This window comes from Bradyrhizobium sp. Mp19, assembly GCF_029952935.1.
Lineage (GTDB): Bacteria > Pseudomonadota > Alphaproteobacteria > Rhizobiales > Xanthobacteraceae > Bradyrhizobium > Bradyrhizobium elkanii.
This window is the reverse complement of record NZ_JASAUT010000028.1, coordinates 56,003-82,561: the sequence shown is the minus strand read 5'-3', so window position 1 is coordinate 82,561 and position 26,559 is coordinate 56,003. Positions and strand designations below refer to the sequence as shown.

The 26,559-nt window shown below is 65.2% G+C and carries 25 protein-coding genes; 11 read left to right on the top strand and 14 right to left on the bottom strand.

The window, feature by feature from the left end; translation table 11 throughout:
- Window positions 1-30: 30 nt before the first annotated feature.
- The 8 genes from nadC to QJT82_RS27085 form a co-directional block, all read right to left on the bottom strand.
- Window positions 31-882, bottom strand: coding sequence for a carboxylating nicotinate-nucleotide diphosphorylase (gene nadC, locus QJT82_RS27120; protein ID WP_028340185.1), 852 nt, complete (start codon window positions 880-882; stop codon window positions 31-33).
- Window positions 879-2,429: an L-aspartate oxidase gene (locus QJT82_RS27115; protein WP_259243101.1), complete on the bottom strand. Its 1,551-nt coding sequence runs from the start codon at window positions 2,427-2,429 to the stop codon at window positions 879-881. The genes nadC and QJT82_RS27115 overlap by 4 nt, the downstream gene beginning before the upstream one ends.
- The gene (nadA, locus tag QJT82_RS27110) at window positions 2,426-3,412 is read right to left on the bottom strand and encodes a quinolinate synthase NadA (RefSeq protein ID WP_028340183.1); all 987 of its coding nucleotides are present in this window, start codon (window positions 3,410-3,412) and stop codon (window positions 2,426-2,428) included. Before nadA ends, QJT82_RS27115 begins: the two co-directional genes overlap by 4 nt.
- 54 nt (window positions 3,413-3,466) lie before the next feature.
- Window positions 3,467-4,423 (bottom strand): membrane protein, encoded by a 957-nt coding sequence (locus QJT82_RS27105; RefSeq protein ID WP_028340182.1) that lies wholly within the window; start codon window positions 4,421-4,423, stop codon window positions 3,467-3,469.
- A gap of 14 nt (window positions 4,424-4,437) precedes the next feature.
- Window positions 4,438-4,842, bottom strand: coding sequence for a hypothetical protein (locus QJT82_RS27100; RefSeq protein ID WP_028340181.1), 405 nt, complete (start codon window positions 4,840-4,842; stop codon window positions 4,438-4,440).
- Window positions 4,843-4,999: 157 nt separating this feature from the next.
- On the bottom strand, window positions 5,000-6,280 hold the full coding sequence (locus tag QJT82_RS27095) for an O-acetylhomoserine aminocarboxypropyltransferase (protein WP_028340180.1): 1,281 nt from the start codon (window positions 6,278-6,280) through the stop codon (window positions 5,000-5,002).
- Window positions 6,281-6,427: 147 nt separating this feature from the next.
- The gene (locus QJT82_RS27090) at window positions 6,428-7,012 is read right to left on the bottom strand and encodes a CoA-binding protein (RefSeq protein ID WP_028340179.1); all 585 of its coding nucleotides are present in this window, start codon (window positions 7,010-7,012) and stop codon (window positions 6,428-6,430) included.
- 106 nt (window positions 7,013-7,118) lie between these two features.
- Window positions 7,119-7,946, bottom strand: coding sequence for an enoyl-CoA hydratase (locus tag QJT82_RS27085; RefSeq protein WP_028340178.1), 828 nt, complete (start codon window positions 7,944-7,946; stop codon window positions 7,119-7,121).
- A gap of 70 nt (window positions 7,947-8,016) precedes the next feature.
- Here QJT82_RS27085 and QJT82_RS27080 point away from each other — a divergent pair, with 70 nt between their 5' ends.
- The 5 genes from QJT82_RS27080 to QJT82_RS27060 all read left to right on the top strand — a co-directional run bounded on the left by QJT82_RS27080 (window position 8,017) and on the right by QJT82_RS27060 (window position 11,287).
- The gene (locus QJT82_RS27080; protein WP_028340177.1) at window positions 8,017-8,445 is read left to right on the top strand and encodes a PaaI family thioesterase; all 429 of its coding nucleotides are present in this window, start codon (window positions 8,017-8,019) and stop codon (window positions 8,443-8,445) included.
- Between the two features lie 153 nt (window positions 8,446-8,598).
- On the top strand, window positions 8,599-9,063 hold the full coding sequence (rplM, locus tag QJT82_RS27075; RefSeq protein ID WP_016840522.1) for a 50S ribosomal protein L13: 465 nt from the start codon (window positions 8,599-8,601) through the stop codon (window positions 9,061-9,063).
- Window positions 9,063-9,539, top strand: a complete 477-nt coding sequence (gene rpsI, locus QJT82_RS27070) for a 30S ribosomal protein S9 (RefSeq protein WP_028340176.1) — start codon at window positions 9,063-9,065, stop codon at window positions 9,537-9,539. Before rplM ends, rpsI begins: the two co-directional genes overlap by 1 nt.
- Window positions 9,540-9,788: 249 nt before the next feature.
- The gene (locus QJT82_RS27065) at window positions 9,789-11,006 is read left to right on the top strand and encodes a GGDEF domain-containing protein (protein ID WP_028340175.1); all 1,218 of its coding nucleotides are present in this window, start codon (window positions 9,789-9,791) and stop codon (window positions 11,004-11,006) included.
- A gap of 44 nt (window positions 11,007-11,050) precedes the next feature.
- Window positions 11,051-11,287 carry a hypothetical protein gene (locus QJT82_RS27060; protein ID WP_028340174.1) on the top strand — a complete coding sequence of 79 codons (237 nt, stop codon included), beginning with the start codon at window positions 11,051-11,053 and terminating at the stop codon, window positions 11,285-11,287.
- 7 nt (window positions 11,288-11,294) lie between these two features.
- Here QJT82_RS27060 and QJT82_RS27055 read toward each other — a convergent pair whose 3' ends face one another.
- Window positions 11,295-12,428: an AI-2E family transporter gene (locus QJT82_RS27055; RefSeq protein ID WP_028340173.1), complete on the bottom strand. Its 1,134-nt coding sequence runs from the start codon at window positions 12,426-12,428 to the stop codon at window positions 11,295-11,297.
- A gap of 276 nt (window positions 12,429-12,704) precedes the next feature.
- Here QJT82_RS27055 and QJT82_RS27050 point away from each other — a divergent pair, with 276 nt between their 5' ends.
- The gene (locus QJT82_RS27050) at window positions 12,705-13,475 is read left to right on the top strand and encodes a gamma-glutamyl-gamma-aminobutyrate hydrolase family protein (RefSeq protein ID WP_028340172.1); all 771 of its coding nucleotides are present in this window, start codon (window positions 12,705-12,707) and stop codon (window positions 13,473-13,475) included.
- Window positions 13,476-14,071: 596 nt separating this feature from the next.
- Here QJT82_RS27050 and QJT82_RS27045 read toward each other — a convergent pair.
- Window positions 14,072-14,860: a hypothetical protein gene (locus QJT82_RS27045; protein WP_080686711.1), complete on the bottom strand. Its 789-nt coding sequence runs from the start codon at window positions 14,858-14,860 to the stop codon at window positions 14,072-14,074.
- A 791-nt stretch (window positions 14,861-15,651) separates the two neighbouring features.
- Between QJT82_RS27045 and QJT82_RS27040 the strand changes: the two genes are divergently transcribed.
- Window positions 15,652-17,925 carry a PAS domain S-box protein gene (locus tag QJT82_RS27040; RefSeq protein WP_245288689.1) on the top strand — a complete coding sequence of 758 codons (2,274 nt, stop codon included), beginning with the start codon at window positions 15,652-15,654 and terminating at the stop codon, window positions 17,923-17,925.
- Window positions 17,926-18,108: 183 nt separating this feature from the next.
- Window positions 18,109-19,176 (top strand): extracellular solute-binding protein, encoded by a 1,068-nt coding sequence (locus QJT82_RS27035; RefSeq protein WP_028340170.1) that lies wholly within the window; start codon window positions 18,109-18,111, stop codon window positions 19,174-19,176.
- A 102-nt stretch (window positions 19,177-19,278) separates the two neighbouring features.
- Here the strand turns inward: QJT82_RS27035 and QJT82_RS27030 are convergent, their stop codons facing one another.
- Both QJT82_RS27030 and QJT82_RS27025 read right to left on the bottom strand, forming a co-directional pair.
- Complete coding sequence (locus QJT82_RS27030) at window positions 19,279-20,508, bottom strand: ABC transporter substrate-binding protein (RefSeq protein WP_259243111.1); 1,230 nt, start codon at window positions 20,506-20,508, stop codon at window positions 19,279-19,281.
- A 186-nt stretch (window positions 20,509-20,694) separates the two neighbouring features.
- Entirely contained in the window at window positions 20,695-21,672 is a 978-nt protein-coding gene (locus QJT82_RS27025) for a helix-turn-helix domain-containing protein (protein ID WP_028340168.1), read from the bottom strand.
- Window positions 21,673-21,823: 151 nt separating this feature from the next.
- Between QJT82_RS27025 and QJT82_RS27020 the strand changes: the two genes are divergently transcribed.
- A complete protein-coding gene (locus QJT82_RS27020) occupies window positions 21,824-22,087 on the top strand; it encodes a tautomerase family protein (protein WP_028340167.1) in 264 nt (87 codons plus the stop codon).
- Between the two features lie 177 nt (window positions 22,088-22,264).
- On the opposite strand, the gene glnA is transcribed toward QJT82_RS27020, so the two are convergent.
- Both glnA and QJT82_RS27010 read right to left on the bottom strand, forming a co-directional pair.
- Window positions 22,265-23,674, bottom strand: coding sequence for a type I glutamate--ammonia ligase (gene glnA / locus QJT82_RS27015; protein WP_028333940.1), 1,410 nt, complete (start codon window positions 23,672-23,674; stop codon window positions 22,265-22,267).
- A gap of 151 nt (window positions 23,675-23,825) precedes the next feature.
- Entirely contained in the window at window positions 23,826-24,164 is a 339-nt protein-coding gene (locus tag QJT82_RS27010; protein ID WP_011441447.1) for a P-II family nitrogen regulator, read from the bottom strand.
- A gap of 354 nt (window positions 24,165-24,518) precedes the next feature.
- On the opposite strand from QJT82_RS27010, the gene QJT82_RS27005 reads away from it, so the two are divergent.
- Window positions 24,519-26,018 (top strand): bifunctional ADP-dependent NAD(P)H-hydrate dehydratase/NAD(P)H-hydrate epimerase, encoded by a 1,500-nt coding sequence (locus QJT82_RS27005; RefSeq protein ID WP_028340166.1) that lies wholly within the window; start codon window positions 24,519-24,521, stop codon window positions 26,016-26,018.
- Complete coding sequence (locus QJT82_RS27000) at window positions 25,993-26,460, top strand: GNAT family N-acetyltransferase (RefSeq protein ID WP_028340165.1); 468 nt, start codon at window positions 25,993-25,995, stop codon at window positions 26,458-26,460. Before QJT82_RS27005 ends, QJT82_RS27000 begins: the two co-directional genes overlap by 26 nt.
- The last annotated feature ends 99 nt before the right edge of the window (window positions 26,461-26,559 follow it).

Below are 26,559 nucleotides of genomic sequence, written 5' to 3'. Positions count from 1 at the left end.
CCCTGTTGATCCATCAACCTCTTTGATCGATCAGGACAGATAGTCGAGCCCGATATCGAGCGCGGCCGAGCTGTGGGTGACCCAGCCGACCGAGATCAAATCGACGCCGGTGGCGGCAATCGCTGCCGCGGTCGCCGCCGTGATGCGGCCCGAGGCTTCGGTGATCGCCTTGCCGCGCGCCATCGCCACCGCCTGGGTGAGCTGCTCGGTCGTCATGTTGTCGAGCAGGACAGCGTCGACGCCCAGCGCCAGCGCCTCCTCGAGCTGCGACAGCGTGTCGACCTCGACCTCGATCTTGACCAGATGGCCGGCATTGGCCTTGGCGCGTTCGATCGCGGTGCGGATGCCGCCGGCGAGCGCGATGTGGTTGTCCTTGATCAGCATGGCGTCGTCGAGCCCGAAGCGGTGATTGCGGCCGCCGCCGGCGCGCACCGCATATTTCTCCAGTGCCCGTAGTCCCGGCGTGGTCTTGCGGATGCAAACAATCTGCGCGCGGGTGCCGGCAACGGCCTTGACGAGCGTGGCGGTTGCGGTCGCGACGCCGCTGAGATGGCAGAGGAAGTTGAGCGCGGTGCGCTCCGCGGTGAGCAGGCTGCGCGCCGGGCCGTCGATGATCGCAATCACCTGGTCGGGCTCGACCGCGCTGCCGTCGGGCCGCTCGGCGTGCAGCTCGATGGCCGGCGACACCGTCTGGAAGACTGACCGCGCAACATCGAGCCCGGCGACCACGCCGGGCTGCCGCGCCCGCATCACCAGCCGGGCCTGCTGGCCGGCCGGCACGATCGCGTCCGCCGTGATGTCGCCGGCGCTGCCGAGGTCCTCGCGCAAGGCGGTCTGCACGATCGGTTCGTATAGAAGCGGCAACAGGGGATTGAGGGTCATGAGCGGGCACTCCTGGCTGGTAGCTCGGATTCAACGATGTCGTGCGCGGCGGCGAGCGCTTCCGCACGGGTGAGGGAAGAGGGCGCCGCAGACAGGGCGGTGTGCGGGAAATCGGTTCGGAAATGACCGCCGCGGCTCTCCTCACGCCTGATCGCGGCAACCGCGATCATCAATCCGACCAGCGCTGCGTCGGATGCTCCACTCTGGCCGCGCGCGAGCGGATAGAGGCTGCGGATCGCGCGTGCGATGCCGTCGCGGTCGCGCAGCACGCCGAGCCCCTGGGTGAGGATCGGCCGCACAGCGGAAGGATCGGAAGCTTGTGGCATCGCGTCCTCGCGCAGCATGGCGCGCGGGCCCGCACTCACGCTTTCGATGCTTTCGGCGACCCAGCGCGCGCAGACGATCGCTTCCATCAGCGAGTTGCTGGCGAGGCGGTTGGCGCCGTGCAACCCGGTGCGCGCGGCCTCGCCGCAGGCCCACAGGCCCTGCACCGTGCTGCGGCCAAAACCGTCAACCGCGATGCCGCCCATGTGGTAGTGAACCGCCGGCCGGATTGGGATCGGATCATGGGTGGGATCGATGCCAGCCATCTTGCAGAACGCGCTGATCACGGGATAGCGCTGCGCAAACTCCGCGCCCGGATGTTGCCGCGCGTCGAGGAAGGTGCGAAGCCCCGCGGCGCGGTGGCGCCACACGGCGCGCGCGACGATGTCGCGTGGCGCAAGCTCGGCGCCGGGCTGATCGGCCATGAAGCGCCGGCCGGTCTCGTCGATCAGGATCGCGCCGTCGCCGCGGATCGCCTCGGTCAACAGCGGCATCGGGCGGGACGGCCCGTCGAACGCGGTCGGATGAAACTGGACGAACTCGATGTCCGACAGTTTCGCGCCGGCATGTGCGGCGAGCGCGAGCCCCTGGCCGAAACATCCGCCGGGATTGGTGCTGTCGGCGAACAGCCCGCCGATGCCGCCGGTCGCGATCACCACGCGGTTGGTCGCGATCGTCAGCGCGCCGCTTGGGCTGGCTGCAAGCACGCCCCTGACCGCATTGTCCTCGACGATCAGCCGGCGCGCCTCGACGCCTTCCAGCAGCGTGATCGACGGCGTCTGGCGGACCGCCGCGATCAGCGCGCGCATGATTTCCCGGCCGGTGCCGTCGCCGGTGGCGTGCACGATGCGGTTGCGGCGGTGTGCGGCCTCGAGCCCGAGGCGCCAGCTGCCGTCGGCGTGCCGGTCGAAGGCGACGCCGAGCCTCGCCAGCTGTTCGACGGCGGCGGGCGCGGCATGGACGATCCGGCTCGCGGCGGCCGCGTCGCAAAGGCCGGCGCCGGCCGAGAGCGTATCGGCGAGATGCAGGGCAGGGCTGTCATCGGCGCCGACCGGCGCGGCAAGGCCGCCCTGTGCCCACATGCTGGAAGCTTCCGCGCCGAGCGGCGATTTCGACAGCAGGACGACCGGCTCGGGCGCGAGCTGAAGCGCGGTCATCAGCCCGGCGGCGCCGCCGCCGATGATCACCGGGCGGCCGTTAAGATCGGAGATATCGGTGCTCATATCGCCAGCATCCTTTCGACGCTCTTGCGCGCGCGATCGGCGATCGCAGGGTCGATCGTGACCTCGTGCTGGTTGGTCTCCAGCGCGTGGCGGATGTTCTTCAGCGTGATCCGCTTCATATGCGGACAGAGATTGCAGGGGCGGACGAAGTCGACATCGGGGTTTCGTGCCGCGATGTTGTCGCTCATCGAGCATTCCGTCAGCAGCACGACGCGCGGCGGACGTTTGGTCTCGACGAACGACTGCATCGCAGCCGTCGACCCTGCAAAGTCTGCTTCGGCGACCACCTCGGGCGGGCATTCCGGATGCGCCAGGATGGTGATATCGGGATGATCCTCGCGCAGCTGACGCACGTCGTCGGCGGTGAACAGCTCGTGCACCTCGCAGTGGCCCTTCCAGGCGATGATCTTCTTGCTGGTCTGCTTGGCGATGTTCTGCGCCAGATATTCATCAGGGAGCATGATGACGCGCTCGGCGCCGAGCGATTCAACCACCTTCAGCGCATTGCCCGACGTGCAGCAGATGTCGGACTCGGCCTTTACCGCAGTCGAGGTGTTGACATAGGCGACGACCGGTGCGTCCGGGTAGCGCGCCCGCATCAGCCGCACGTCCTGCGCCGTGATGGAATCCGCCAGCGAGCAGCCGGCCTTGAGGTCGGGGATCAGCACGGTCTTGGCCGGATTGAGCAGCTTCGCCGTCTCGGCCATGAAATGCACGCCGGCGAGCACGATGACATCGGCGTCGACCTTGGTTGCTTCGCGTGCGAGCAACAGGCTGTCGCCGACGATGTCGGCGACGCCGTGGAATATCTCCGGCGTCTGGTAATTGTGCGCCAGCACCACCGCATGTCGGCGGCGTTTCAGCGTGAGGATCGCATCGACGTCCTCGGCGAACGTGGCCCATTCGAACGGCGGGATGACGCGCTTGACGCGCTCATAGAGCGGCGCGGTGCGGGTAAGCAGATCGGTATCGAGTGCAACCATTTATACTCTCCATGAGCATAAGATGGCTTATACTTATCCTGAGCATAAGGCATGTCAAGTGCGCGAAAGCGGGAGCTTGGTGCCGGCGACGGCCCGCTCGGCCAGCACGGCATGGCGGAAGCGGAATAGCTTGGCCGGCCGGCCGACGGTATCGGCGGCCATTGCGCCAGTTTCTTCAACGAGTTCCTGCTGCTCGATCAGCCGGCGGAAGTTCTGCTTGTGGACCAGCCGGCCTGCGAGTGCCTCAACACTGCGTTGCAGTTGCAGCAGGGTGAACTCGGCCGGCATCAGCTCGAATACCACCGGACGGTATTTGATCTTGGCGCGCAGCCGCGCGATCCCGGTCGCGAGAATGCGGCGGTGATCCGCCGTCATGGGCTTGCCCGGCACGACCGGCGAGTCGCGGCCATGCCCGCGCCCGGCTTCCGGGATCAGCGCGGCCTCGTAGAGCAGCTCATAGCGCTGCAGCACCAGCTCCTCATTCCAGTCGCGATCGTCGAGACCGAAGGTGATGGCGCAACGCTGCCAGCGCTCGCGCTGCAGCGTCGGCGACGGCGCTGCCTTCGCCCACGTTTTGAGCTTCGGCGCGATCGTCTTGGCCAGGAAGGCCGGCGCGCCGGCGCGATGATCCTCCCAGGGGAAGTAGTCGTACCAGCCGGACCAGTGCGCCTCGAAGCCTTCGCCGACACGATCCTCGCGGGTCAGGCCGAGATAGCTGATCGAGACGCTGTGCGGCCCCTTGGTGTCGCCGGACCGGCCGCGGTCGGCAAAGGTGTAGAGCTGCTCGACATAGCCGAGCGGGTGGCCGGTCTGCGCTTCGACCCAGGCCCGCAGCGCGGTCTGCAGCGAGCGATGGGTGAACTCGAACGGGCCGCTCGGCAGCGCGGAGCCGCCGGCGATGGTCACGATCTTCGGCGTGCCCTCGGTGACGGCGACCAGCACCGCGACGAGATCGGCGGTCACCGCGTTCCCCGAGGCCGGTGCGCTGGATTTCTTCGGCGATCTGGCCACGCGATCGGTCCGCGCTAGCAGTAGCCGTAGACGCCGCAGGCGTAGGGCAGGCGGTCCCAATAGGTCACATAGGCACCGCCGTAGTACGGGCCGAAATAGTTGTAGGAGTGCCAGTTGCCGTAATAGCCGGGCAGTGACGACGACCCCGGCAGCAGCGGTTCGCCCGGCACGAACGGGATATATGGCTCGGAATTGAGCGGGATCACCACGGGCTCGACGACCACGAGCTGGCGTCCGCGTCGGACATAGGTCGGCGATGTGATGGTGGTGCGGTAGGCATAATGCTGCCGCGGCAGGCCCGCCGGCAGCTGGCGCGCGGCCTTGACGGTCGCGCTCTTGGCGACGGCCGGGCCGTCGGCGGCGTCAGCAGGCGGGATCGCAAACAATGCGATCGCGAGCGGCAATGTCCAGCGCAGCATCAATGGTCTCCCGAATCATCCGGAGCCTATCACTGCCACTTTAAGCCGGATTGAACGTTAACGAGAGGCCCGTCGGTATTAAGCGTTAACGGGAGGTCGGTCGCCTTGGGCAAGTTGCCGGAGCGATGCGGCGCACCGCTCCGGAACAATTGCGGGATCAGGCGCGCAGGGCCTGGTCGAGGTCGGCGATCAGGTCTTCCTTGTCCTCGATGCCGATCGAAAGTCGCACCACCTCGGGCGCCGCGCCCGACCTCACCTTGGCGGCGTCGTCGAGCTGGCTGTGGGTGGTGGAGGCCGGATGGATCACCAGCGAGCGGGTGTCGCCGACATTGGCGAGATGCGAGAACAGCTTCAGGTTCGACACCAGATTGACGCCGGCGTCGTAGCCGCCCTTCAGGCTGAAGGTGAACACCGCCCCGGCGCCCTTCGGCGCATATTTGCGCTGCAGGGCGTTGCACCTGTCGCCGGGCAGGCCGGCATAATTCACCGCTGAGACCGCGGGGTGGGTGGAGAGGAATTCCGCCACCGCCTTGGCGTTGTCGCAGTGCTTCTGCATGCGCAGCGGCAGCGTCTCGATGCCGGTCAGGATCATGAAGGCGTTGAACGGCGACAGTGCGGGGCCGAGGTCGCGCAGGCCGAGCACGCGGCAGGCGATCGCGAAGGCGAAATTGCCGAAGGTCTCCTGGAGCCTGATGCCATGATATTCCGGGCGCGGCTCGCTCAGCATCGGATATTTGTTGTCCTTCGACCAGTCGAAGGTGCCGGCGTCGACGATGATGCCGCCGAGCGAGTTGCCGTGACCGCCGAGGAACTTGGTCAGGGAGTGCACGACGATGTCGGCGCCATGATCGATCGGCTTGATCAGATAGGGCGAGGCCAGCGTGTTGTCGACGATTAGCGGCACGCCGGCCTTGCGCGCAACGGCGGCGATCGCCTCGATATCGGTGATGCTGCCGGCCGGGTTGGCGATCGACTCGATGAAGATCGCCTTGGTGTGCGGCGTCACCGCGCGCTCGAAGCTTTCGATCTCATCGGGGTCGGCCCAGGCCACATTCCAGCCGAACGCCTTGAAGGCGTGGGTGAACTGGTTGATCGAGCCGCCATAGAGCTTGCGTGCCGCGATGATCTCATCGCCGGGCTTCAACAGCTGCTGCAGCACGACGACCTGCGCCGCGTGACCGGAAGCGACGGCGAGCGCCGCGGTGCCGCCTTCGAGGGCTGCGACACGTTCCTCGAGCACGGCATTGGTCGGGTTGCCGATGCGGGTATAGATGTTGCCGAATGCCTGCAGGCCGAACAGCGAGGCCGCGTGGTCGGCGTCGTTGAAGACGAATGACGTGGTCTGGTAGATCGGCGTCGCCCGCGCGCCGGTGGTGGGATCAGGCTGCGCGCCGGCGTGCACGGCGAGGGTGGAAAATCCCGGAAGGCGATCGGTCATTCTTTGTATCCTGTTGTGGCCTGGTCGAAACGCGCGGCATGCTGATGGCGGCGGCGCCCGCCGTCAAGCGAGTTGGGCACACCGCCAGTTTTTGGAGGGGCATCCCGCGCTATACCGGATGATCGCAGCGATTATTCCGCCGCGATGTCAGGTCGTCTCGGTCTTGTTCTTTGCCGCGCGGTCGGATGCCGCGGTCTGTCCGCCGCCGAAGCTCGTGCGATTGAGCGACAGCCGCATGCCCTGTGTCGGGATCGGCGCGCGCTTGGAACTCAACGTGCGCGAATTGACGCCCATCCAGGAGATCTCCGACGACAGCCGGCCATACTCGATCTTCGGGCAGCGGTTCATCACCACCTTAAGGCCCGCGGCTTCCGCCTTCTCGGCCGCGGCGTCGTCGCGCGCGCCAAGCTGCATCCAGATCACCTTCGGCGGCGTCGACAATTTCAGCGCCTCCTCGACCACGGGCATGATGTGGCTTGAATTGCGGAAGATGTCGATCATGTCGATCGGCCGATCGATGTCCGCAAGCGAGGCGACGAACGGCTTGCCCATCAGCGCCTTGCCGACATGGCCGGGGTTGACCGGGATCATGTCGTAGCCGCGCTGCGCCAGATATTTGAAGGCGAAATAGCTCGGCCGCACATTGACCGGCGACGCGCCGACCATCGCGATCGTCTTGACGTTGTTCAGAATGCTGCGGATGTAATTGTCGTCGTAGGCGTCGTGGTTCATCGTTCGTCTTTTTGCGTTGCGTCATTGCGAGGAGCGAAGCGACGAAGCAATCCATGCTTCCGTGTGGCGCGATGGATTGCTTCGCTTCGCTCGCAATGACGGGAAGTCACTTATCCTGCCACTTCGGATCGCGCTTCTCGATGAAGGCGCCGATGCCTTCCTCGGCGTCACGCGCCATCATGTTTTCGGTCATCACCTCGGCGGCGAAGCGATAAGCGTCGGCGAGGGTCATCTCGGCCTGGCGATAGAACGCTTCCTTGCCGAGCTTGACGGTGTAGGCCGATTTCAGCGCGACCTTCTCGGCCAGCGCGATCGCGGCGTCGCGTTCGGTGCCCGCGGATACCACGCGGTTGACGAGGCCGATGCTCTGCGCCGTTGCCGCCGAGACCGGCTCTCCGGTCAGCAGCATCTCCATCGCCTGCTTGCGCGGCACGTTGCGCGACAGCGCGACCATCGGTGTCGAGCAGAACAGCCCGATGTCGACGCCCGGCGTCGCAAACGCCGCCGCGTCGGAGGCGACCGCGAGGTCGCAGCTTGCGACCAGCTGGCAGCCGGCCGCGGTGGCGATGCCCTGGACGGATGCGACCACCGGCTTCGGCAGGCGCACGATGGCCTGCATCATCGCGCTGCAGGCGTTCATGATTTGCGCGAAATAGGCGCGGCCGCGGTCGGCATCGCGGCGGCGCGCGGTAAGCTCCTTGAGGTCGTGGCCGGCGCAGAACGCCGGGCCGTTGGCGGCGAGCACGACGGCGCGGATGCGCTTGTCGCCGCCGATCTCGTTCAGGGCGGCGTGCAGCTCGGCGATCAGGCCCTCGGAGAGGCTGTTGCGCGCTCCGGGGCGATTGAGCGTCAGTAGCGCGATACTGCCAATGGTCTCACGCAGCAGGATCGGCTGGCGTTGCGGCGCTTCGGCGCGGGCGGCTTGGGCGGACATGCTGAAATTCCACTTTGGTCTCTGTGACAACTTAATGTAACAGGCAGGCTGAAGCGAGGGCAGGGACGGCATGGCGACAGCGAAAATGAGCGTGGCTGACGTGGAGGAGTTCCTGCGGAGGGAATTCCCGCAGGCGTTCGTCCACGACGATGTCCGGATCGAAAGCGCCGACGGCGAGACGGCCCTGCTGCGCCAGCGCTTCAGCGAGCGCATGCTGCGGCCGGGCGGTACGGTGTCCGGGCCGACCCTGATGGGCCTGGCAGATTTCGCGATGTACGTGGTGCTGCTGTCGGCGATCGGGCCGGTCGGCCTTGCCGTGACCACCAACCTCAACATCAACTTCCTGCGCAAGGGCCAGCCGGGGCAGGACGTACTTGCGGTGGCGAGGCTGCTCAAGCTCGGCAAGCGGCTCGCGGTCGGCGAGGTCAACCTGCTGTCCGGCTCGTCTCCCGATCCCATTGCCCATGTCACGGCGACCTATTCCATTCCGAATCAATAGGCTTTTCTGCGGTATTATTGCACCATATTTACAAGCCATTGTTTTCGCTGGTGTAATTTGATCGCGGAGGCGTTGACGCGCGATCCCGGCTTCTCTAGAAAGCCGCCCAGTTCGGCGCATACGGCGCCGATTTCCTTTTCACGGATTTCACACATGAGCACGTTCTCGGCCAAGCCCGCCGAAGTGACGAAGAAGTGGGTCGTGATCGACGCCAAAGGTCTGGTCGTCGGTCGTCTCGCCACGCTCGTCGCGATGCGCCTGCGCGGCAAACACCTGCCCACCTACACCCCGCATGTCGATTGCGGCGACAACGTCATCATCGTCAACGCCGCGCATGTGGTGCTGACCGGTCGCAAGCGCGACCAGAAGACCTACTACAAGCACACCGGCTTCATCGGTGGCATCAAGGAGCGCACCGCGAAGCAGATCCTCGAGGGTCGCTTCCCCGAGCGCGTCGTCGAGAAGGCGATCGAGCGCATGATCCCGCGCGGTCCGCTCGGCCGCATGCAGATGGGCAATCTGCGCGTCTATCCGGGTGCCGATCATCCGCATGAAGCGCAGAGCCCCGAGAAGGTCGATATCGCTTCCCTGAATCGCAAGAACACGAGGGCCGCATAATGTCCGATACGTTGCAGTCCCTCGACCAGCTCTCGCAGGTCAAGCCGGCCGCGCCCGACGCGCCGAAATACGTCAAGAAGGTCGACAAGTACAATCGCGCCTACGCCACCGGCAAGCGCAAGGACGCGGTCGCCCGCGTCTGGGTCAAGCCGGGCTCCGGCAAGATCTCGGTCAACACCCGCGAGTTCGAAGTCTACTTCGCCCGCCCGGTGCTGCGCATGATGATCCAGCAGCCGCTGGTCGCTGCGGCCCGTAACGGCCAGTACGACGTGATCTGCACCGTCGCCGGCGGCGGTCTCTCCGGCCAGGCCGGTGCTGTCCGCCACGGCATCTCGAAGGCGCTGACCAACTTCGAGCCCGAGCTGCGCGGCGTCCTCAAGAAGGGCGGCTTCCTGACCCGCGACAGCCGCACGGTCGAGCGCAAGAAGTACGGCAAGGCGAAGGCCCGCAAGTCCTTCCAGTTCTCGAAGCGCTAATTCGAGTTCTAAAATTCGCGGCAATTGCCGCAAACATCGAGTTGCAGAGGGCGCCGCGAGGCGCCCTTTTTGCTGCGTCCGACCGGCCGTGCTTCGGCGAGAATTAGCGCAGTTTTTCATGAAAACTTGCGTGTGCGTGCAAACGAAATTGGAACTCGCACCTTCTAGCTTGCGGGCTCGCAGTGGCGCTGCATCACCGTATTTATTTGCGCCTGCGAACGTTGCATCACACCGGGCTGGGGTGAGTTTATGTCGTTCGATCCATCGACACTTTATTTGTTCGCCACCATGGTCGCGGGCATGCTCGGCGCCATGCTGTGGTTGTTCGGCAGGCAGGAGAACATTTCCGCGCTGAAATGGTGGGGCACCGCCTATCTGCTCGGCGCGGCCTCGGTTGCGGTCTGGACGGTCGGCAGTTCGACGCTCGATCCGATGGTTCTGCTGGGCCTCAATGCGATCGGCTTCGCTGCCTGCGGCCTGGTCTGGAATGCCGCGCGCATTTTCCACGGTCGCAAGGCCAACCTGCTGGGCCTCGTGCTCGGCCCGATCGCATGGATCGGGGCGGTGACGACGGTTGATGATCCCGCGATGCGCCTGACGATCGGCGCCGGGATCGTCGCGATCTACGCCGCGCTGACCGCCTCCGAACTGTGGAGCGAGCGCCGCCGCGCGATGCAGCGGCGCTGGCTTGCGATCGTCATCCCGGTCGCGCACGGTTGCGTCCTGATGCTGCCGATCCTGGTCGGCGACCTGCTGCGATTGAACGGCCAGAATTTCGTCTCCAGCTTTTGGGTCACGCTGTTTTCGATCGAGCTCGTGCTGTACGCGATCGGCACCGTGTTCGTGATCTTCATGATGGTGTCGGACCGCGCGGTGGCCGTGCACAAGACGGCCGCGTCGATCGACCCCCTGAGCGGCATGCTCAACCGCCGCGGCTTCACCGAGGCCTGCGCCCGGGTGATCGAGCGCGAGTCCGTTGCGGGCCGGCCGGTCACCGTGATGATCTTCGACATCGATCACTTCAAGTCGATCAACGACCGCTTCGGCCATCCCGCGGGTGACGAGATCCTGAAACTGTTCTCCGCCGTCGTGGTCAACAGCCTCAGGATCAGCGATCTGTCGGGCCGGATCGGCGGCGAGGAATTCGCGGCGCTGCTGCCGTGCTCGCTGGAGGAAGGTGTGCTGGTCGCCGAGCGCGTGCGCGAAGCCTTCGAGAACAGCAACATCACCTGCGAGGAAGGCGCGGTCGACACCACGGTCAGCATCGGCGTCGCCGGCGGTCCCGCCGGCACCGAGCTCGAGGTGCTGTTGGCCTCGGCCGACACTGCGCTCTACCAGGCCAAGCGCGGCGGCCGCAATCGCGTCGAGGCGGCGGAGGAATTACCGCTCTCGCTGGAGAACTGGCGGCGCAAGACCGCAGGCCTGCCGGCTTCGGCGCGGCAAAAGCCGGCGAGCGTCCGGGTGTGAGCGTGGTAACGAGTGGTTAACCATTCGATCCCATGCTTTCGGGCATGGAGTCGATCCGCACCCGCAATCCGCAGTCAGCCCTGATGTCGCTCGAAGCCGACGCGGTTTCGGCGCGCAGCGGTTTCGCCTGCCTGTTCTCGGACTCCAATGAATACGAGACCGCGCTGATCGCCGAACGGCGCGCGCAGGGGCGATACCAGCCGCCGAAGAGCCGCTGGCCGATGGTGATGCTGGCCGGCGTGATGCTGATGGTCGCGGGAACAGTGCTGCTGCTCTCCTGACGAGGGGTCACGCGGCCCGCGCCGGATCCTCCGTCTTGAAGTGGTCGATCATCACCTTGGCGATCGCCATCAGCGGCAGCGCCAGCGCCAGCCCCCAGATACCGAACACGACCCCAAGTAGGATCTGGAACGCGAACAGCGTGGCCGGCGGGATGTCGAGCGCCTGGCGCTGGATGATCGGCGTCAGCACGTAGCTTTCCAGCGCGTGGACGCCGAGGAACAGGATGAAGGCCGACAGCGCCGCGATCCACCCGGTCGCCAGGCTCGCCAGCACCACGATCAGCCCGCCGAGGATCGCGCCGACCGTCGGGATGAAGGCGAGCAGGCCGGCCTGGATGCCGAGGATGAACGAGCTCGGAATGCCGATGATGGCGAGCCCGATCCAGGTGACGAGGAACACCGCCGTCATCGTGATGATCTGCGCGATGAGCCAGCGCTCCAGCGTCTCGCCGATGCGGTCGACGATGACGGTCGCCTGCGCGCGGTACTTCGCCGGCGCGATGAACAACAGTCCGGCGCGGTAGATGCTTGGCTGGGCCGCAAAGGCGAGCCCGAGAAACAGCACGATGAAGAAGTTGCCGACGACGCTGACGGTGCCCAGCAGCACCTTCAGCGTCTGGCTGATGATGGCGCCGCCGCTGGAGGCCAGCGCGCCGGCGCCGGGGATGCCGTGGGACTGGGACGGCGCGGGTGTCGTCGTTGTCGTCACGGCGCTGCCTTCGCCCTTCGCCTCGCCGGCGGCATTGGTGAAATCGAGATAGCTGGTGTCGACCCCGTGCTGTTCCAGGAAGTCCTTGACGCTGCCGAGCTGTGATTTGATCGTGTTGCTCAGCACCGTGGCCTGCTGCGCGATCGTGGTGCCGCCGAGGAACACGATGCCGGACAGCAGCCCGGCCATCGCCAGGCAGACGATCGCAAGTCGCAACGCGTGGGGCAGCTTGGTCAGCCGGCCGAGCAGGGTGGTCATGGCATTGAGGGCGACCCCGAGCAGCATGCCCGCGAACAGCAGGAACAGGGTCGCGGCGAAATGCCAGGCGAAGGTCAGCAGGGCTGCGAACAGTACCACGCCGATGCCGCCGACGGCGATCGCCCATGCCAAGTCGTTGCGGGCCTGCAGGCGATTGTCAGCCGAGTCTGTCACGGGTGATTCCCCCTTCGCGACGGTCCGAAGCAGTCTTTGGCGAAAATCCCGCCGGGATCAAGCTGGCGGGAGCGTGCCGGTTTGCCGCTGACGCGCCGCGGCGCCGGGCGCGATTGGTGGGCATCTGGCCGGCTCTGGGTCCCGAGGGGCGCGAATCTGTGCAGGACTGCAAGGCCCCCTGTGCAGATATAGACAGTTGATCCGGCGGGAACTCGAAGGCATGATCGTCTCCGCAACGTCGCAAACTTAGAAGAATCATTGCGCGAGACTTCAATAATGAGACGGCCCGTGGTCGGCGTGATCGGAAACGCCCATCGCATCGAAAATCGTTTCACAGTCCAGATGGTCGGGGAGCGCAACCTTCGCGCGGTTGCCGAGGTGTCGGGCGCGGTGCCGCTGATGTTCGCGGGCAGCCCCGAAATCACCGAGGTCGGCGCCTTGCTCGACGTGGTCGACGGCGTCGTGCTGACCGGGGCCCGCGCCAATGTTCATCCGACCCGCTTCAACACAGAGCCTTGCGCCGCCCACGAGCCCTACGACATCCATCGCGACGACGTCGCGCTGGCGCTGTCGGAGGCCTGTGTCGCGCGCGGCGTGCCGATCTTCGGCATCTGCCGCGGCCTGCAGGAGATGAACGTCGCCTTCGGCGGCTCGCTGCATCCGGAGATCCGCGAGATTCCGGGCCGCATGAACCACCGGATGCCGCGGCTGGAGAACGGCGAAATCCATCCTGACCCGACCGTTGTGTTCGCCGACCGTCATGACGTCGCACTGACGCCGGGCGGCGCGTTCGCAAAAATCCTCGGCCGGGAGACCATTCGGGTCAATTCGCTGCACGGCCAGGGCATCCTTGTGCCCGGCAAGCGCGTCGTGATCGAGGGCATCGCCGAGGACGGCACCATCGAGGCGATCCGCATCGCCGATGCGCCGGGTTTTGCGCTCGGTGTGCAGTGGCACGCCGAATACGATCCGCAGCGCAATCCGATCAACCGCGCCCTGTTCGAGGCCTTCGGCGACGCGCTGCGCGAGCGGCGGCGGGCGGCGTAGGGGGGCTGCAAACGCTGTCGTCCCTGCGCGTTTAATCTCGACGTCGTCTCCGGAAAACGCCCTGTCGTCGCTGCGAAAGCAGGGACCCATACTCCGCAGCGGTTGTTGCGGAGGGGACTCGTCGTTGCAGCACTGCTCAACAATGACCATCGGTGGTTATGGGTCCCTGCTTTCGCAGGGACGACACCGAATGTGTGGCGTCGTCTGTGAAGACGGTGACAAACAAGCCCAGTCTCGCCGGTTTGGGAAGCCATGAAAGACGCGGGGCTTTCCTGAGCCAATCCGCGCGAGCCGAGCGGCAGGCGAGTAGATCGTCCCGAAATCAGGGCGTCACGACGCAAAGTGTGTTGTCCCCGCAACGTCACAAGAGTTCCGTCGAGCATCGCACCTGTTGGGACTTCACTGTGTGGCGAATTCCCAGTCTAATAACGGCGGACCTGAGGCAAAGATTTTACCACCAAGACGTTCATTTGAGATCAGGTTCAGGAGGCCGCTGACCAGCGCCAGCGGCCTCTTCGTGTTGCTTCATTGATCGCAAATGCAGGTAGGGGCCGTCGCCGCGTCGATGGCGCGCAGGAAGCAAGCACGTCACGGCATTAGCGCACTGACCATGGCCATGCCGGCGGTTGCGGTTTGTTGGTGGCGTGCGGCCGCGCCGGGGTTGGCGCCGGTTTGCGCGTTTGGGCAACATCGGCCGACGGCCGCGGACGCGGCAGTGGTATTTCCGGGGTTACCGTTGGTTGTTCGGGGCTCACCTTCGGCTCTGCGGCGTTGGCGATGACACCAGCCAGCTGTTCCTGGCTTGCGTTGAGCCGCTCGGTGACCGTCTCGCTTTCGCGCGCCATCTGATCCTGGGTCGCCTTGATCTGGTCGATGATATCTTTGCTGCGCGCCATTTCTGCTTGGCTCGCCTCGAGTTGGCTCGCGACGTTTTTATGGTCGCGGACCAATTGTTCCTGCCTCACCTCAAGCTGTTCGACCGCTTGCCTTAAGGCAGCGAGATCGCGCGCCATCGGTTGAAGCTGCTGCGCCAAGTCGGAAGAAAGTGCGGCAGCAGTCGGCGCAACGTCTTTCGGCGCGGCGTCTTTCGGCGGGGTTTGCGCGGGAGGCGATGGGTGGCCGGAGGAGGCCACCATCGCCTTATCGTCGGGTGACGACCACCACCAAGAAACGCCACCAATGCATGCTGCCAACACAGTACCGACAACAGCCAGGTGGCGCCAATCCGCCAATCGATGAACCGTCGCTAGCGGCGCGCGAAACGCCTTCATAGTGGTCGGCGGGTCGGAAGGAGTGACTCCCGCTTCGCGCGCGAGGTTCGAAAGCTGCTCTTCCAAGCTCGCGAGCCGCCCTTCCGCGCCCCTGTCATCCAGGATGGAATGCATTTTGTGCTCCGTATCAAATGCAAGGTCACCCGCCTTGAGAGCAGATCCGCTCCTCGGCGCGCTAACATTCAACGGGACCCGGATGGGTATTTGCAGCTTAAGCTTCCCAGGGATGAGGATGCGGCCTGTACGTCACATCGTCTTTCTTTTATCAGCTCACCCTTCCTGAACTGTCCCGACGATTTTGACCGAGATATCGTTCGTCCGCAATCGGGAACACCGCTTGCCATGGAGCGCTGGAGCTCGTGGATCGGGGTGCCGTTCGGCCGCCTCACGCTATCGAGCGCGAACATCGGAAGCCTCTCGGAGCCGAGGCACATTACGTCGAGGTATCGTTAGTCGGCGTTGAGAGCGTCACCAAGCGACGGAGAGGGGCGGGCTGGACCCGGAAGCGCGGGGATGCGGAGCGTTCCATGTTCTGCAAGGGACCATGTCGGCATCCTGCAAGGCGCCTTCGGCCGCCGGTGCCTGACCGTGGCGCCAGACATGTACCCCGGGGCCCTCACGCGCATTCTCGGTATGTTGAGTTGCGCTGCTGGCGAGAAAGTCCCGCTGGTCGACAGGTCGCAGCTATTCTTCCGGTATCGAGCGCGCGCCGGAATCGGTCTTTCTCCGTACTAATACGGATACGAAAGTGGCGGATTGCCGCGCCGGACTCGGCTAAGCAACAGGGATATTTGCTCCGGCGCCGACGACCCCTTTTCCGAATACTGTTTTTCCTTTTCCATTTTCGGTGCAGCCGACACGAGGGGTTGGTCGGGATGAATTTGTCGGGCCGTCTGGCGATGGGGATGATGTTTCCCGTCGCCGCGCTCCTGCTCGCGCTGGGCTTCATCCATGGCGTGACCTGGCCGGGCATTCTGCTCGCGGGTGGCGCGGTTGCGGTGGTATTGATGACGGCTGAGGTGATTGCGAGATCGCTGTCCAGGACGCCCGCCCAGCTGGTGCGGGCGGCGGAGGCGCTGTCGCGCGGCCAGCAGGTCTCGCTCGGCTCAAGCGATGACGGCGAGACCGCTCAGCTCGCGGCGACGCTGGCCGAATTGTCGGCCCAATTGGGCAGCAGGCAGCACCTGCTGGAGAAGACCGTCGAGAGCATCCGCGATCCGGTGGTGGTCGCCGACGAGCACGGGATGATCGTGATCGTCAACGCCGCGGCGCGGCGGCTGTACAGTGTCGAACCTGGTTTTGATACCCTGACCGGCGTTCGCACCTTCCAGAACTATTATGCCGACGGCACCACCGTGATGCCGATCCCGGACACGCCGATGGCGCGTGCGCTGCGCGGCGATGATGTCGACGATTTCGAGCTGATCGTCAAACCGCAACCGCCGCAACCGGCCGTCTGTCTTGTCGTCAACGCACGGCCGCTGCGCGACGATACCGGCAATCTGCGGGGCGCGGTCGCCGTGCTGCACGACGTCACCGCGCAGCGGCGGGCCCACCAGGCGCTGGTCGAGAGCGAGCAGATGGCGCAGGCCATCGTCAGGACCGCGCTCGACGCCTTCGTCCAGACCGACCAGGACGGCTTCATTCTCGACTGGAGCCCACAGGCCGAGGCACTGACCGGCTGGACGCGGTCCGAGGCGGTCGGCTATCGGGTGGTCGAACTGGTGTTTCCGGAGGAGCTGCGCCTTGCGCACCGGCAGCGGATCACCCGCTTCCTGCAGGAGACCGCGGCCGGCGGCATGGGCATGCGCTATGAAACGGCGTGCCTGCACCGCGACGGTCACCGGTTCTATGTCGAGGTGTCGCTCAACGCGCTGCGCCGCGGCGATGGCTGGATCATCAATTCCTTTGTCAGGGACGTCAGCCTGCGCCGGATCGCCGAGGAGCAGTTGATCCAGGCGCAGAAGTCGGAATCGCTTGGCCGCTTGACCGGCGGCATCGCGCACGACTTCAACAACATGCTGACCGTGATCACCGGCACGATCGAGATCCTCGCCGACGGCGTCAAGGACAACCCGCAGCTTGCCGCGATCGCCAAGCTGATCAGCGAAGCTGCCGATCGCGGCGCGCAGCTCACCTCGAGCCTCCTGGCATTCGCGCGCAAGCAACCGCTGCAGCCCGCCGAGACCGACGTCAACGACCTGGTCGGCGAGGTGGTCCGGCTGCTGTCGCAGACGCTGGGCTCGCAGACCGAGATCAGGACGGAGCTCGGCCGCAACGCCTGGCTCGCCTTGGTCGACCGCAGCCAGCTTGGTGCCGCGCTGGTCAATCTCGCCATCAATGCGCGCGATGCCATGCCTGACGGCGGCACGCTGACTTTTGCGACCCGCAACATCCAGCTCGGGATTCCCGACGCCGTGGCGTGCGGCGTCGAGCGCGCCGGCGATCATCTCGTGATCGAGGTGACCGATACCGGCACCGGCATTTCGCCGACGCATCTGGAGAAGATCTTCGATCCCTTCTTTTCCACCAAGGAGGTCGGGCAGGGCGCCGGGCTCGGGCTCAGCATGGTGTTCGGCTTCGTCAAGCAAAGCGGCGGCGGCATCGAGGTCAAGAGCGAGCAGGGGCGCGGCACCATCTTCAGGATCTATCTGCCGAAGGCCGACGGCACCGCACAGCGCGCGGCGGAGGAGGACGATCTGCCCGTCAGGGGCGGCGACGAGACGATCCTGTGCGTCGAGGACGACCCTACGATCCGGGACTATGTCACGGGCCAGCTCGAAAGCCTCGGCTACCACGTGCTGGTCGCGGCGAACGCGGACGCCGCGCTCGAAATCGTCAAACGTGGCACCGCCTTCGACCTGCTGTTCACCGATATCGTGATGCCCGGCAGCATGAACGGCCGGCAATTGGCGGAGACGCTGATGGCGGGGCGCCCGGCGCTGCGGGTGCTGTTCACCTCGGGCTACAGCGACGGCGTGCTGCCCGCACAACAGGGGCGTGGCGGCCACGGCATTCCGCTGCTCACCAAGCCCTACCGGCGCGGCGAGCTGGCGCGGGTGCTGCGGCGCTGCCTTGATCTTCAGGTCGACTTTCAGGGCGATCCGGTTCCACAGCCCTATTCCGTGCAGCCCGATCTCGAACGCTTTCTGCGCGAGAATCCGCCCGGGAAGACGTAGACCGCGGCGCGGCCTGGATGCCACCGGGTCCGCAACGCACGGCCCGATGATAAACTGCGCGAAATCCATCATCCCTGATGCGGCCGCTATTTGATGGGTTTCGCTTCGCTCTACCCATCCTACGCGCTAAGCTCCCGCGACAAAGGCGCGGCCGGTCAACGGCCCGATCTCAGGGAGTATGGAATGCAGGACCGCAAATGGTCGAGGCGCGACTGGCTCAAGGTGACGGCGGCCACCGCCGCCGGCATGGTATTCGCGGAGCCGCTGCGCGCGGCGCCGCCGCCGGCGGAAGCGGTGACGCCGGAGCTGATCGCAGCAGCGAAGAAGGAAGGCAAGATCTCGTTCTACAGCGCGCTGGAACTGAACACGGCCGAGCGTCTCGCGCGTGACTTCGAGCAGAAATATCCCGGCATCAGCGTCCGCGTCGAGCGCTCCGGTGCGGAACGCATCTTCCAGCGCATCGCGCAGGAGCAGGGCAGCGGCATCAACGCCGTCGACGTCGCCAATTCCACCGATCCGGCGCACTACCTCGACTGGAAGAAGAACGACTGGCTTGCGGCCTATGTGCCGGAGGACGTCGCCAGGCATTTTCCGGCGGACCAGATCGATCCCGACGGCACCTCGGCGACATCCTGCGCCTGGTTCGAGGTGATCGGCTACAACACCGAGCAGGTGAAGCGCGAGGAGGCGCCGAAAAGCTACGCCGACCTGCTCGATCCCAAGTGGCGCGGCAAGATCGTCAAGGGTCACCCGAGCTACTCCGGCGCGATCATGACCGCGACCTTCGTGCTGGCGCGCGATCTCGGCTGGCCGTATCTGGAGAAGCTTTCTCAGCAGCGGGTGATGCAGGTGCAGTCGGCGGCCGATCCACCGAAAAAGATCCTGCTCGGCGAGCGCGCGGTGATGGCCGACGGCAACGACTATAACCTCGTGCTGGCCAAGGATCAGGGCAAGCCGGTCGAGGTGGTCTATCCAACCGAGGGCGCGCCGCTGATCATCGTCCCCAGCGGCATCTTCAAGAACGCGCCGAACCCGAATGCCGCGCGCCTGTTCCAGAGCTATTTCTTCAGCGCCGAGACCCAGCAGATGCTGGCCGACGAATTCGCGCACCGCTCGTTCCACGCCAAGGTGAAGGAGAAGGCCGGGCACGTGCCGCTCGACAAACTGAAAATGCTGAAAGCCGATCCGGCTCAGGTGCAGGTGCAGTCCGAGGAGATCAAGGCGAAGTACGCGAAGCTGTTCCGGGTGTAGTGCGGCCCCCGTAGGATGGGTAGAGCGAAGCGAAACCCATCGCCTGTGCAAAGGGGCGAGGGTGATGGATTTCGCTGCGCTCTACCCATCCTACAGATCGCGCTAACCGCCCACTTCCGCGCTGAGCATCGGCCCGAACAGCTCCCATCTCTCGCCCTTGAGTCGTCTGAGTTGCATCTGCTTGATCGGCGCGAAATCGATCGGGCTGGTGTTCATCGTGATGCCGGGAAGCAGGTTGGTGGTCCGGAAGGCCTTCAGGTTGGCGGCCTGTTTCATCACGTTGGCGCGCGTGAGATCGTCGCCACACTGCTTCAACACCTGAACCAGCGTCTGGGCGGCATTGTACCCTGTCACAATCAGGCCGTCGGCCCGATTGCCCTCGGGGAAATATTTGGAGAGATATTCGTCGAACGCCTTCATGCCGGGGTCGTCCTTCCATTGCGGATCGAGCGGATCCATCAGGTAGGCCACCGAAATGATGCCTTGCGCGTTCTCGAAGCCGGCGGGCTGGATCACGGCACCGAGCGAGGAACCGACCGAGTTGAGGATGTGCAGCGGTTTCCAGCCGATCTCGGCCGTCTTCTTGATGGCCTGCGCCGCGAATTTCGGTGTGGCTATGTCGACGAATACATCGGCATTCATCGATTTCATCTTGACGATGTGCGTGTCGATGGTCGGCTCGGCCACCTCATAGGCATCCTCGATGACGATCATCGACGCCGCCTTGTCGCCGAGGCCGTCCTTCAGGCCCTTGAGATAGTCCTTTCCATAATCGTCGTTCTGGTAGAGGACCGCGATCCTGCCGTTCGGCTTTTCCTTCAATATGTGCTTGGCGTAGATCCGTCCCTCGCTCTGATAGCTGGGCTGCCAGCCCATGGTCCACGGGAAGTTCTGCGGATCGTTCCACTTGGTGGCACCGGTTTGAATGAACAGCTGCGGTACTTTCTTCACGTTCATGTATTTCTGAATCGCGCCGTTGGATGCCGTGCCGAGAGAGGCGAAGATCAGCAGGACCTCGTCGCCTTCGACCAGCTTGCGCGCCTGCTCGACCGTCTTCGGCGGACTGTAACTGTCGTCGTAGGAGATGAAGTTGATCTTGCGGCCGTTGATGCCGCCCTCGGCGTTGATCTTGCGGAAATAGGCCGCCTGGGCCCGGCCGCTGGTGCCATAGGCCGATGCCGGCCCGCTATAGGGCATGATGTTGCCGATCTTGATTTCAGTATCGGTTGCGCCGGTGTCGTATTTCTTCTGGGCAAATGCGCTGCCAGCACAGACAGCGAGAATGGTGATGGCGGTCGAAAGCGCCGCCATTCGTCGAGCGACGAAAGACATCTCGTTTCTCCCCATGCAGAAAATGAATGCGTGTTTTATCGGAGGCCGCTTTTCGAGTCCTTGGCGGCAGTGAACACCCGAGCCCAGGCGTTGTCGATCCCGGAAACACAACCTTGTGTGCGGTTCGCAGCACGTCATCAGGTTCGTCAGCGTTGCTGACCGTAGTCTTCCGGGGCTTCCCGCCGATCAGGCCGCGCGCATCGATCGCTGCGCGCGATAGGCCTGCGGCGATGTCAGCGTGAGCTTGCGGAAGGCTTTTCGAAAGCTGCTCTCGTCCTCATAGCCGGTGGCGCGGGCGATCGCCTTGATCGGCTGTGCCGTGGTCTCCAGCAGCGTGCGGGCGTGCTCGACGCGGCGGCGCATGATGAAAGCCTGCGGCGGCTCGTGGGTCAGTTCGCGGAAGCGGCGGTTCAGCGTGCGCTCGCTGAGGCCGAGCGCGTGTGCGAGGCCGCGCACCGTGATCGGGGTCTTGCCGGTGCGGCGCACCAGCATGTCCGCCTTGATCAGCAGCGGATCCTGGCCGAGCATGTAGCCGAGCGGCATGAAGATCGCCTGGGTGCGCTGCGCGGTGTCGATCACCGCATAGTCGGCGCAAATTTTTGCGACCTCCGCGCCTTCGACAAGCTCGATCAGCCGCAGCAGGAGATCGACCCACGACATCGGGCCGGCGGCGCAGACCAGGCGATCGGCCTGTGTGATCACGGCATCGCCGGCGAGATCGACCCTGGGATGGCGGCGGCGAAGCTCGCTCTGCAGCCACCAGGTGATGGTGGCGCGGCGGCCGTCGAGCAGGCCGGCATTGGCGAGCAGCAGCACGCCGCTGCAGAACGCGCCGATCAAGCGGCCGCTGGCATGCTGCCGGCGCAGCCAGGCGCCGGCACGGTCATATTGCGGCTGCAGGCGCTCTGCGGTGAGATGATCGACCAGGCTGCCCGGCACGATGATCGCGTCGCACGCCGTCCGCCTGCTCACCGCACCATCGACGGCGAGCAACTTGCCGCCGCCGGCGCGCACCGCCTTGCCGTCGAGCGAAAGCGTCTGCCAGCTGAAGCGCGCCTTGCCGCCGCGCAACTGCATCACGTGGTTGGCGAGGGTGAGGATGTCGGCGATGCCGGCGACCGCCGATTGCATGCAGCCTTCCAGCGCGAGGATCGCAAGCTTCATGGGACCTCCGGAATTTGCCGTATGCTAGCCGATCAGCGCAATCGGGCGGTGGCAGATATTGCCCGATCTCTGTCCGATCGGCCACTGCCTGATTGTGCCGTGCCGGTCCATCTTCGCTGCGTTGTCACACCCTCAGCAATGGAGAGAGACCATGCCTTACGTCACCATTTCCACCGTCCGCGGCATCTTCGATGTCGCGCAGAAGCAGGCGCTGCTGGAGCGCGTCACCGATCTCATGGTCGAGATCGAGGGGCAGGGCAACCCGGACTTCCGCCGCAACGTCTGGGTCAAGATCGAGGAGGGCGATCCGGCGAGCTGGTCGCTCGGCGGGATGATCCCGACGCCCGACATGATCGCGGGCAAATTCGGCGCGCTCGACGCCGGCGGACGGCGGCTCGCCAAGGCGAAGGTGTAGCCGCCCTTCGTAGGATGGGTAGAGCGAAGCGAAACCCATCGCGCCGGTGCAAGCTTCGAGATGATGGGTTTCGCTTCGCTCTACCCATCCTACGGATCGCGCGCGACGGCGACACCCCGCAAAACAAAAGGCGCTTCCGGTGGAAGCGCCTTTCGCATTTCGTCGGTGCCGCAAAACTTACAGCGAGTAGTACATCTCGAACTCGACCGGGTGCGGGGTCATTTCGAAACGCGCGACCTCGGTCATCTTCAGCTCGATATAGGCGTCGATGAAGTCGTCGTCGAACACGCCGCCGTTCTTGAGGAACGCGCGGTCCTTGTCGAGGCTCTCGAGCGCCTCGCGGAGCGAGCCGCAGACGGTCGGGATCTGCTTCAGCTCTTCCTTCGGCAGATCGTAGAGGTCCTTGTCCATCGCCGGACCCGGATCGATCTTGTTCTTGATGCCGTCGAGGCCGGCCATCAGCATCGCGGCGAAGCCGAGATAGGGGTTGGCCATCGGGTCGGGGAAACGCACCTCGACGCGCTTGGCCTTCGGGTTCGCCGTGTAGGGGATGCGGCAGGCCGCCGAGCGGTTCCGCGCGGAATAGGCGAGCAGCACGGGGGCTTCATAGCCCGGGACCAGACGTTTGTAGGAGTTTGTCGACGGGTTGGTGAAGGCGTTGATCGCCTTGGCGTGCTTGATGACGCCGCCGATGTAGTGCAGGCAGGTCTCCGACAGGTCGGCGTATTTGTTGCCGGCGAAGGTCGGCTTGCCGTCCTTCCAGATCGACTGGTGGACGTGCATGCCCGAGCCGTTGTCGCCATAGACCGGCTTCGGCATGAAGGTGGCGGTCTTGCCGTAGATGTGGGCGACCTGGTGGATGCAGTACTTGTAGATCTGCATATGGTCGGCCATCAGCGTCAGGGTGTCGAACTTCATGCCGAGCTCGTGCTGGGCCGAGGCCACCTCGTGGTGGTGCTTTTCGACCTTGACGCCCATCTTGGCCATCGCGCCGAGCATCTCCGAGCGCATGTCCTGCACCGAGTCCTGCGGCGGCACCGGGAAGTAGCCGGCCTTGGTGCGGATGCGGTGGCCGAGATTGCCGCCCTCATATTCGGTCGCCGAGTTGATCGGCAGCTCGGAGGAGTCGAGGCGGAAGCCGGTGTTGTAGGGCTCGGCCGAATAGCGCACGTCGTCGAACACGAAGAACTCGGCCTCGGGACCGACGAACACGGTGTCGCCCACGCCCATCGACTTCACCATCGCCTCGGCCTTCTTGGCGATGCCGCGGGGGTCGCGGTTGTAGGGCTCGCCGGTGGTCGGCTCGAGCACGTCGCAGGTGATGACCATGGTGGTCTCGGCGAAGAACGGGTCGATCGTCGCGGTGACCGGGTCGGGCATCAGGCACATGTCGGATTCATTGATCGCCTTCCAGCCGGCGATCGACGAACCGTCGAACATCGTTCCCTCGGCGAAGATGTCATCGTCGATCATGCTGACGTCGAAGGTGACGTGCTGCCACTTGCCGCGCGGATCGGTGAAGCGCAGGTCGACGTATTTGACGTCGTTGTCCTTGATCGATTTCAGGACGTCTTTGGCGGTCTTCATGAATACCCCTTATGGATGTGCGGGTCGGTTTCCAGCGGAGAGCGACGTTATTCCCGCTTTTGGCGAGTTCGTGTGACTGCACAAACGAAATCAGGCTGCCGAAGCAGCCTTTTTTCTCTTTAGCCGTCAGAAAATTCGGATAGCACCGCCCTCAAATAGCGTCCAGCCCGGATTCGCCGGTCCGGATGCGGATGGCTTCCTCGATGTTGGAGACGAAGATCTTGCCGTCGCCGATCCGGCCGGTCTGCGCCGCGCGGCGGATCGCGTCGATCGCCTTCTCGACCAGGTCGTCGCCGATCACGATCTCGATCTTCACCTTGGGCAGGAAGTCGACGATGTATTCCGCACCGCGATAGAGTTCGGCATGGCCCTTCTGGCGGCCAAATCCCTTGGCCTCGGTGACGGTGATGCCTTGCAGTCCGACTTCCTGGAGCGCTTCTTTCACCTCGTCGAGCTTGAAGGGCTTGATGATGGCTTCAATCTTCTTCACTGAGCGCCTCCCGGGCATTGCAGATTGCAGGGTCGAGTTCGATGCGCGTGGGGCGCAGTCTGGTTGGTCTTAAGGCTTCCGGCCGGTGGCCGGAAACACGCGCAATGGTCGCATGGAGCGGCCTTGCGCGCGGCTTCCTCAAAAGCAGGGTCTATGCCAAGTTGTTAAGGTCCCCGATTTCGGAATGTTATCAGCCTTTTAACAGGCAATCGGCTGATATCGAACCACATGGGCTATGATATCCAAGCCTAACAAATAGGCAAATAGATCAATCCGTATGCAGTCAGCCAGTAGAAACCCCGCGAACGTCACAGGAATTGCCTCTCGAAAAGGCGAAGCGATTGAGGATTCGGCATGGACGTTCTGACGACGACCGAGATGGAACGCGCCGACCGGCTGACCATCGCAGCCGGAACGCCGGGCTTCGCGCTGATGATGAGCGCCGGCCAGGCCGTCGCGGAAGCCGCGATGGACCTGGTCGAGGAGGGGCCGATCGTGGTGGTCGCCGGCCGCGGCAACAATGGCGGCGACGGCTTCGTTGCGGCCGCAGAGCTTGCCGCGCGCGGCCGCGAGGTCTCGGTGATCCTGCTCTGCGAGCGCGACAGCCTGCAGGGCGACGCGGCGCTGGCGGCGAAGGGTTGGAAATATCCGGTGCTGCCGTTCAACCCGCAGGCACTCGGCAAGCCGGCGCTGATCATCGACGCGCTGTTCGGTGCCGGCCTCAACCGGCCGGTGAAGGGCGATCCGCTGGAGATGATCGCGGCCATCAATGCCAACGGTACGCCGGTGCTGGCGGTCGACCTGCCGAGCGGCATCAACGGCACATCGGGCGCCGTGATGGGCGCGGCCGTGCAGGCGACCGAGACCGTCACCTTCTTCCGCAAGAAGCCCGCGCATCTGTTGCTGCCGGGCCGGATGTATTGCGGCCGGGTGCGCGTTGCCGACATCGGCATCGCCGCGCAGGTGCTCGACGAGATCAAGCCGCTGACCGCGGAGAACTTGCCGGAGGCCTGGCGCTGGTCGTTTCCGGTGCCGCGGATCGACGGCCACAAATACGCGAGGGGGCATGCCGTCGTGGTCTCGGGCGATCTCGCCTCGACCGGGGCGGCACGGCTCGCCGCGCGCGCGGCGCTGCGCGCCGGCGCCGGCCTCGTGACGCTGGCCTCGCCGCGTGAAGCGCTTGCCGTCAATGCCGCGGCGTTGACCGCGGTGATGGTGCGCGCGGTCGACAACCCGATCCAGTTCGCCGAGCTGCTCGGCGACAAGCGCCTCAATGCCTGCGTGATCGGTCCCGGCGCCGGGGTCAGCGCGCGGACCCGTGACTTCGTCCACACCGCGCTGTCGGCGCAGCGGCATCTGGTGCTCGACGCCGACGCGCTGACCAGCTTTGCCGGTGCGCCGGACCGGCTGTTCGAGGCGATCAAGGCAAGCGACGGTCAGCAGGTGGTGCTGACGCCGCATGAGGGCGAGTTTCCACGGCTGTTCAGCGATATCTCCAACAAGCATCCCGGCCGTTCCAAGCTCGAGCGCGTGCGCGCGGCGGCCGAGCGCTCCGGCGCGGTGGTGCTGCTGAAAGGCGCCGACACGGTGATCGCGTCTCCCGACGGCCGCGCCACCGTCGCCGCCAACGCGCCGCCGTGGCTCGCCACCGCCGGCGCCGGCGACGTGCTGTCGGGCATCATCGCGGGTTTCCTGGCGCAGGGCGTCGCGGCCTTCGAGGCGGCCAGCATCGGCGTCTGGATGCACGGCGAGAGCGCGAGCGAGGCGGGCCCCGGCCTGATCGCGGAAGATCTCACCGAAGTGCTGCCCGCCGTGTTCCGCCGTCTCTATGACGAGTTCGGGGTTGAGTATTAGGCGGCTCACGCTGGCCGACATGGATGCCGCCGCGCGCGTGCATCGCACCGCGTTCGATCAGGCGCTGCCGTGGCTCGCCGGCCTGCACACGCCCGACGAAGATCGCTGGTTCTACCGCGAGCAGATGTTTGCGACCTGCACGCTATGGGGGGCGTTCGACGGCGCGGCGATGCGGGGCGTGATTGCGTTTCATGACGACTGGATCGAGCAGCTCTATGTGCTGCCGGACGCGCAGGGCCGCGGCATCGGCGGCGCGCTGCTCGAGATCGCAAGGCAAGACGCGGACCGGCTGCAGCTCTGGACGTTTCAACGCAACGCCCGCGCGCGCCGCTTCTACGAGACGCGCGGTTTTGTCGCGGTTGAGGAGACCGACGGCAGCGGCAACGGGGAGAGGGAGCCGGGCGTGCGCTATCGCTGGACGCGCGCGCCGGCGGGTGAGTGATTTTGACCGGAATAGCTGACCGCGGCAGGCCCGGGGATAGGACCGGGCTCGCGGCAAGACGAAATATCGTCTGGCTATCCGCCACCTTTTGAGCACTTA

Bases quoted from the DNA above. Each gene is read 5' to 3' on its own strand.
- QJT82_RS27115 (WP_259243101.1), bottom strand. From the start codon at position 2,429: ATGAGCACCGATATCTCCGATCTTAACGGCCGCCCGGTGATCATCGGC.
- QJT82_RS27030 (WP_259243111.1), bottom strand. From the start codon at position 20,508: ATGTCTTTCGTCGCTCGACGAATGGCGGCGCTTTCGACCGCCATCACC.
- rplM (WP_016840522.1), top strand. From the start codon at position 8,599: ATGAGCACGTTCTCGGCCAAGCCCGCCGAAGTGACGAAGAAGTGGGTC.
- QJT82_RS27080 (WP_028340177.1), top strand. From the start codon at position 8,017: ATGGCGACAGCGAAAATGAGCGTGGCTGACGTGGAGGAGTTCCTGCGG.
- QJT82_RS27085 (WP_028340178.1), bottom strand. From the start codon at position 7,946: ATGTCCGCCCAAGCCGCCCGCGCCGAAGCGCCGCAACGCCAGCCGATC.
- glnA (WP_028333940.1), bottom strand. From the start codon at position 23,674: ATGAAGACCGCCAAAGACGTCCTGAAATCGATCAAGGACAACGACGTC.
- nadA (WP_028340183.1), bottom strand. From the start codon at position 3,412: ATGGTTGCACTCGATACCGATCTGCTTACCCGCACCGCGCCGCTCTAT.
- rpsI (WP_028340176.1), top strand. From the start codon at position 9,063: ATGTCCGATACGTTGCAGTCCCTCGACCAGCTCTCGCAGGTCAAGCCG.
- QJT82_RS27060 (WP_028340174.1), top strand. From the start codon at position 11,051: ATGGAGTCGATCCGCACCCGCAATCCGCAGTCAGCCCTGATGTCGCTC.
- QJT82_RS27005 (WP_028340166.1), top strand. From the start codon at position 24,519: ATGGACGTTCTGACGACGACCGAGATGGAACGCGCCGACCGGCTGACC.
- QJT82_RS27000 (WP_028340165.1), top strand. From the start codon at position 25,993: ATGACGAGTTCGGGGTTGAGTATTAGGCGGCTCACGCTGGCCGACATG.
- QJT82_RS27045 (WP_080686711.1), bottom strand. From the start codon at position 14,860: ATGCATTCCATCCTGGATGACAGGGGCGCGGAAGGGCGGCTCGCGAGC.
- QJT82_RS27025 (WP_028340168.1), bottom strand. From the start codon at position 21,672: ATGAAGCTTGCGATCCTCGCGCTGGAAGGCTGCATGCAATCGGCGGTC.
- QJT82_RS27065 (WP_028340175.1), top strand. From the start codon at position 9,789: ATGTCGTTCGATCCATCGACACTTTATTTGTTCGCCACCATGGTCGCG.
- QJT82_RS27100 (WP_028340181.1), bottom strand. From the start codon at position 4,842: ATGCTGCGCTGGACATTGCCGCTCGCGATCGCATTGTTTGCGATCCCG.
- QJT82_RS27035 (WP_028340170.1), top strand. From the start codon at position 18,109: ATGCAGGACCGCAAATGGTCGAGGCGCGACTGGCTCAAGGTGACGGCG.
- QJT82_RS27040 (WP_245288689.1), top strand. From the start codon at position 15,652: ATGATGTTTCCCGTCGCCGCGCTCCTGCTCGCGCTGGGCTTCATCCAT.
- QJT82_RS27050 (WP_028340172.1), top strand. From the start codon at position 12,705: ATGAGACGGCCCGTGGTCGGCGTGATCGGAAACGCCCATCGCATCGAA.
- QJT82_RS27020 (WP_028340167.1), top strand. From the start codon at position 21,824: ATGCCTTACGTCACCATTTCCACCGTCCGCGGCATCTTCGATGTCGCG.
- QJT82_RS27090 (WP_028340179.1), bottom strand. From the start codon at position 7,012: ATGAACCACGACGCCTACGACGACAATTACATCCGCAGCATTCTGAAC.
- QJT82_RS27095 (WP_028340180.1), bottom strand. From the start codon at position 6,280: ATGACCGATCGCCTTCCGGGATTTTCCACCCTCGCCGTGCACGCCGGC.
- nadC (WP_028340185.1), bottom strand. From the start codon at position 882: ATGACCCTCAATCCCCTGTTGCCGCTTCTATACGAACCGATCGTGCAG.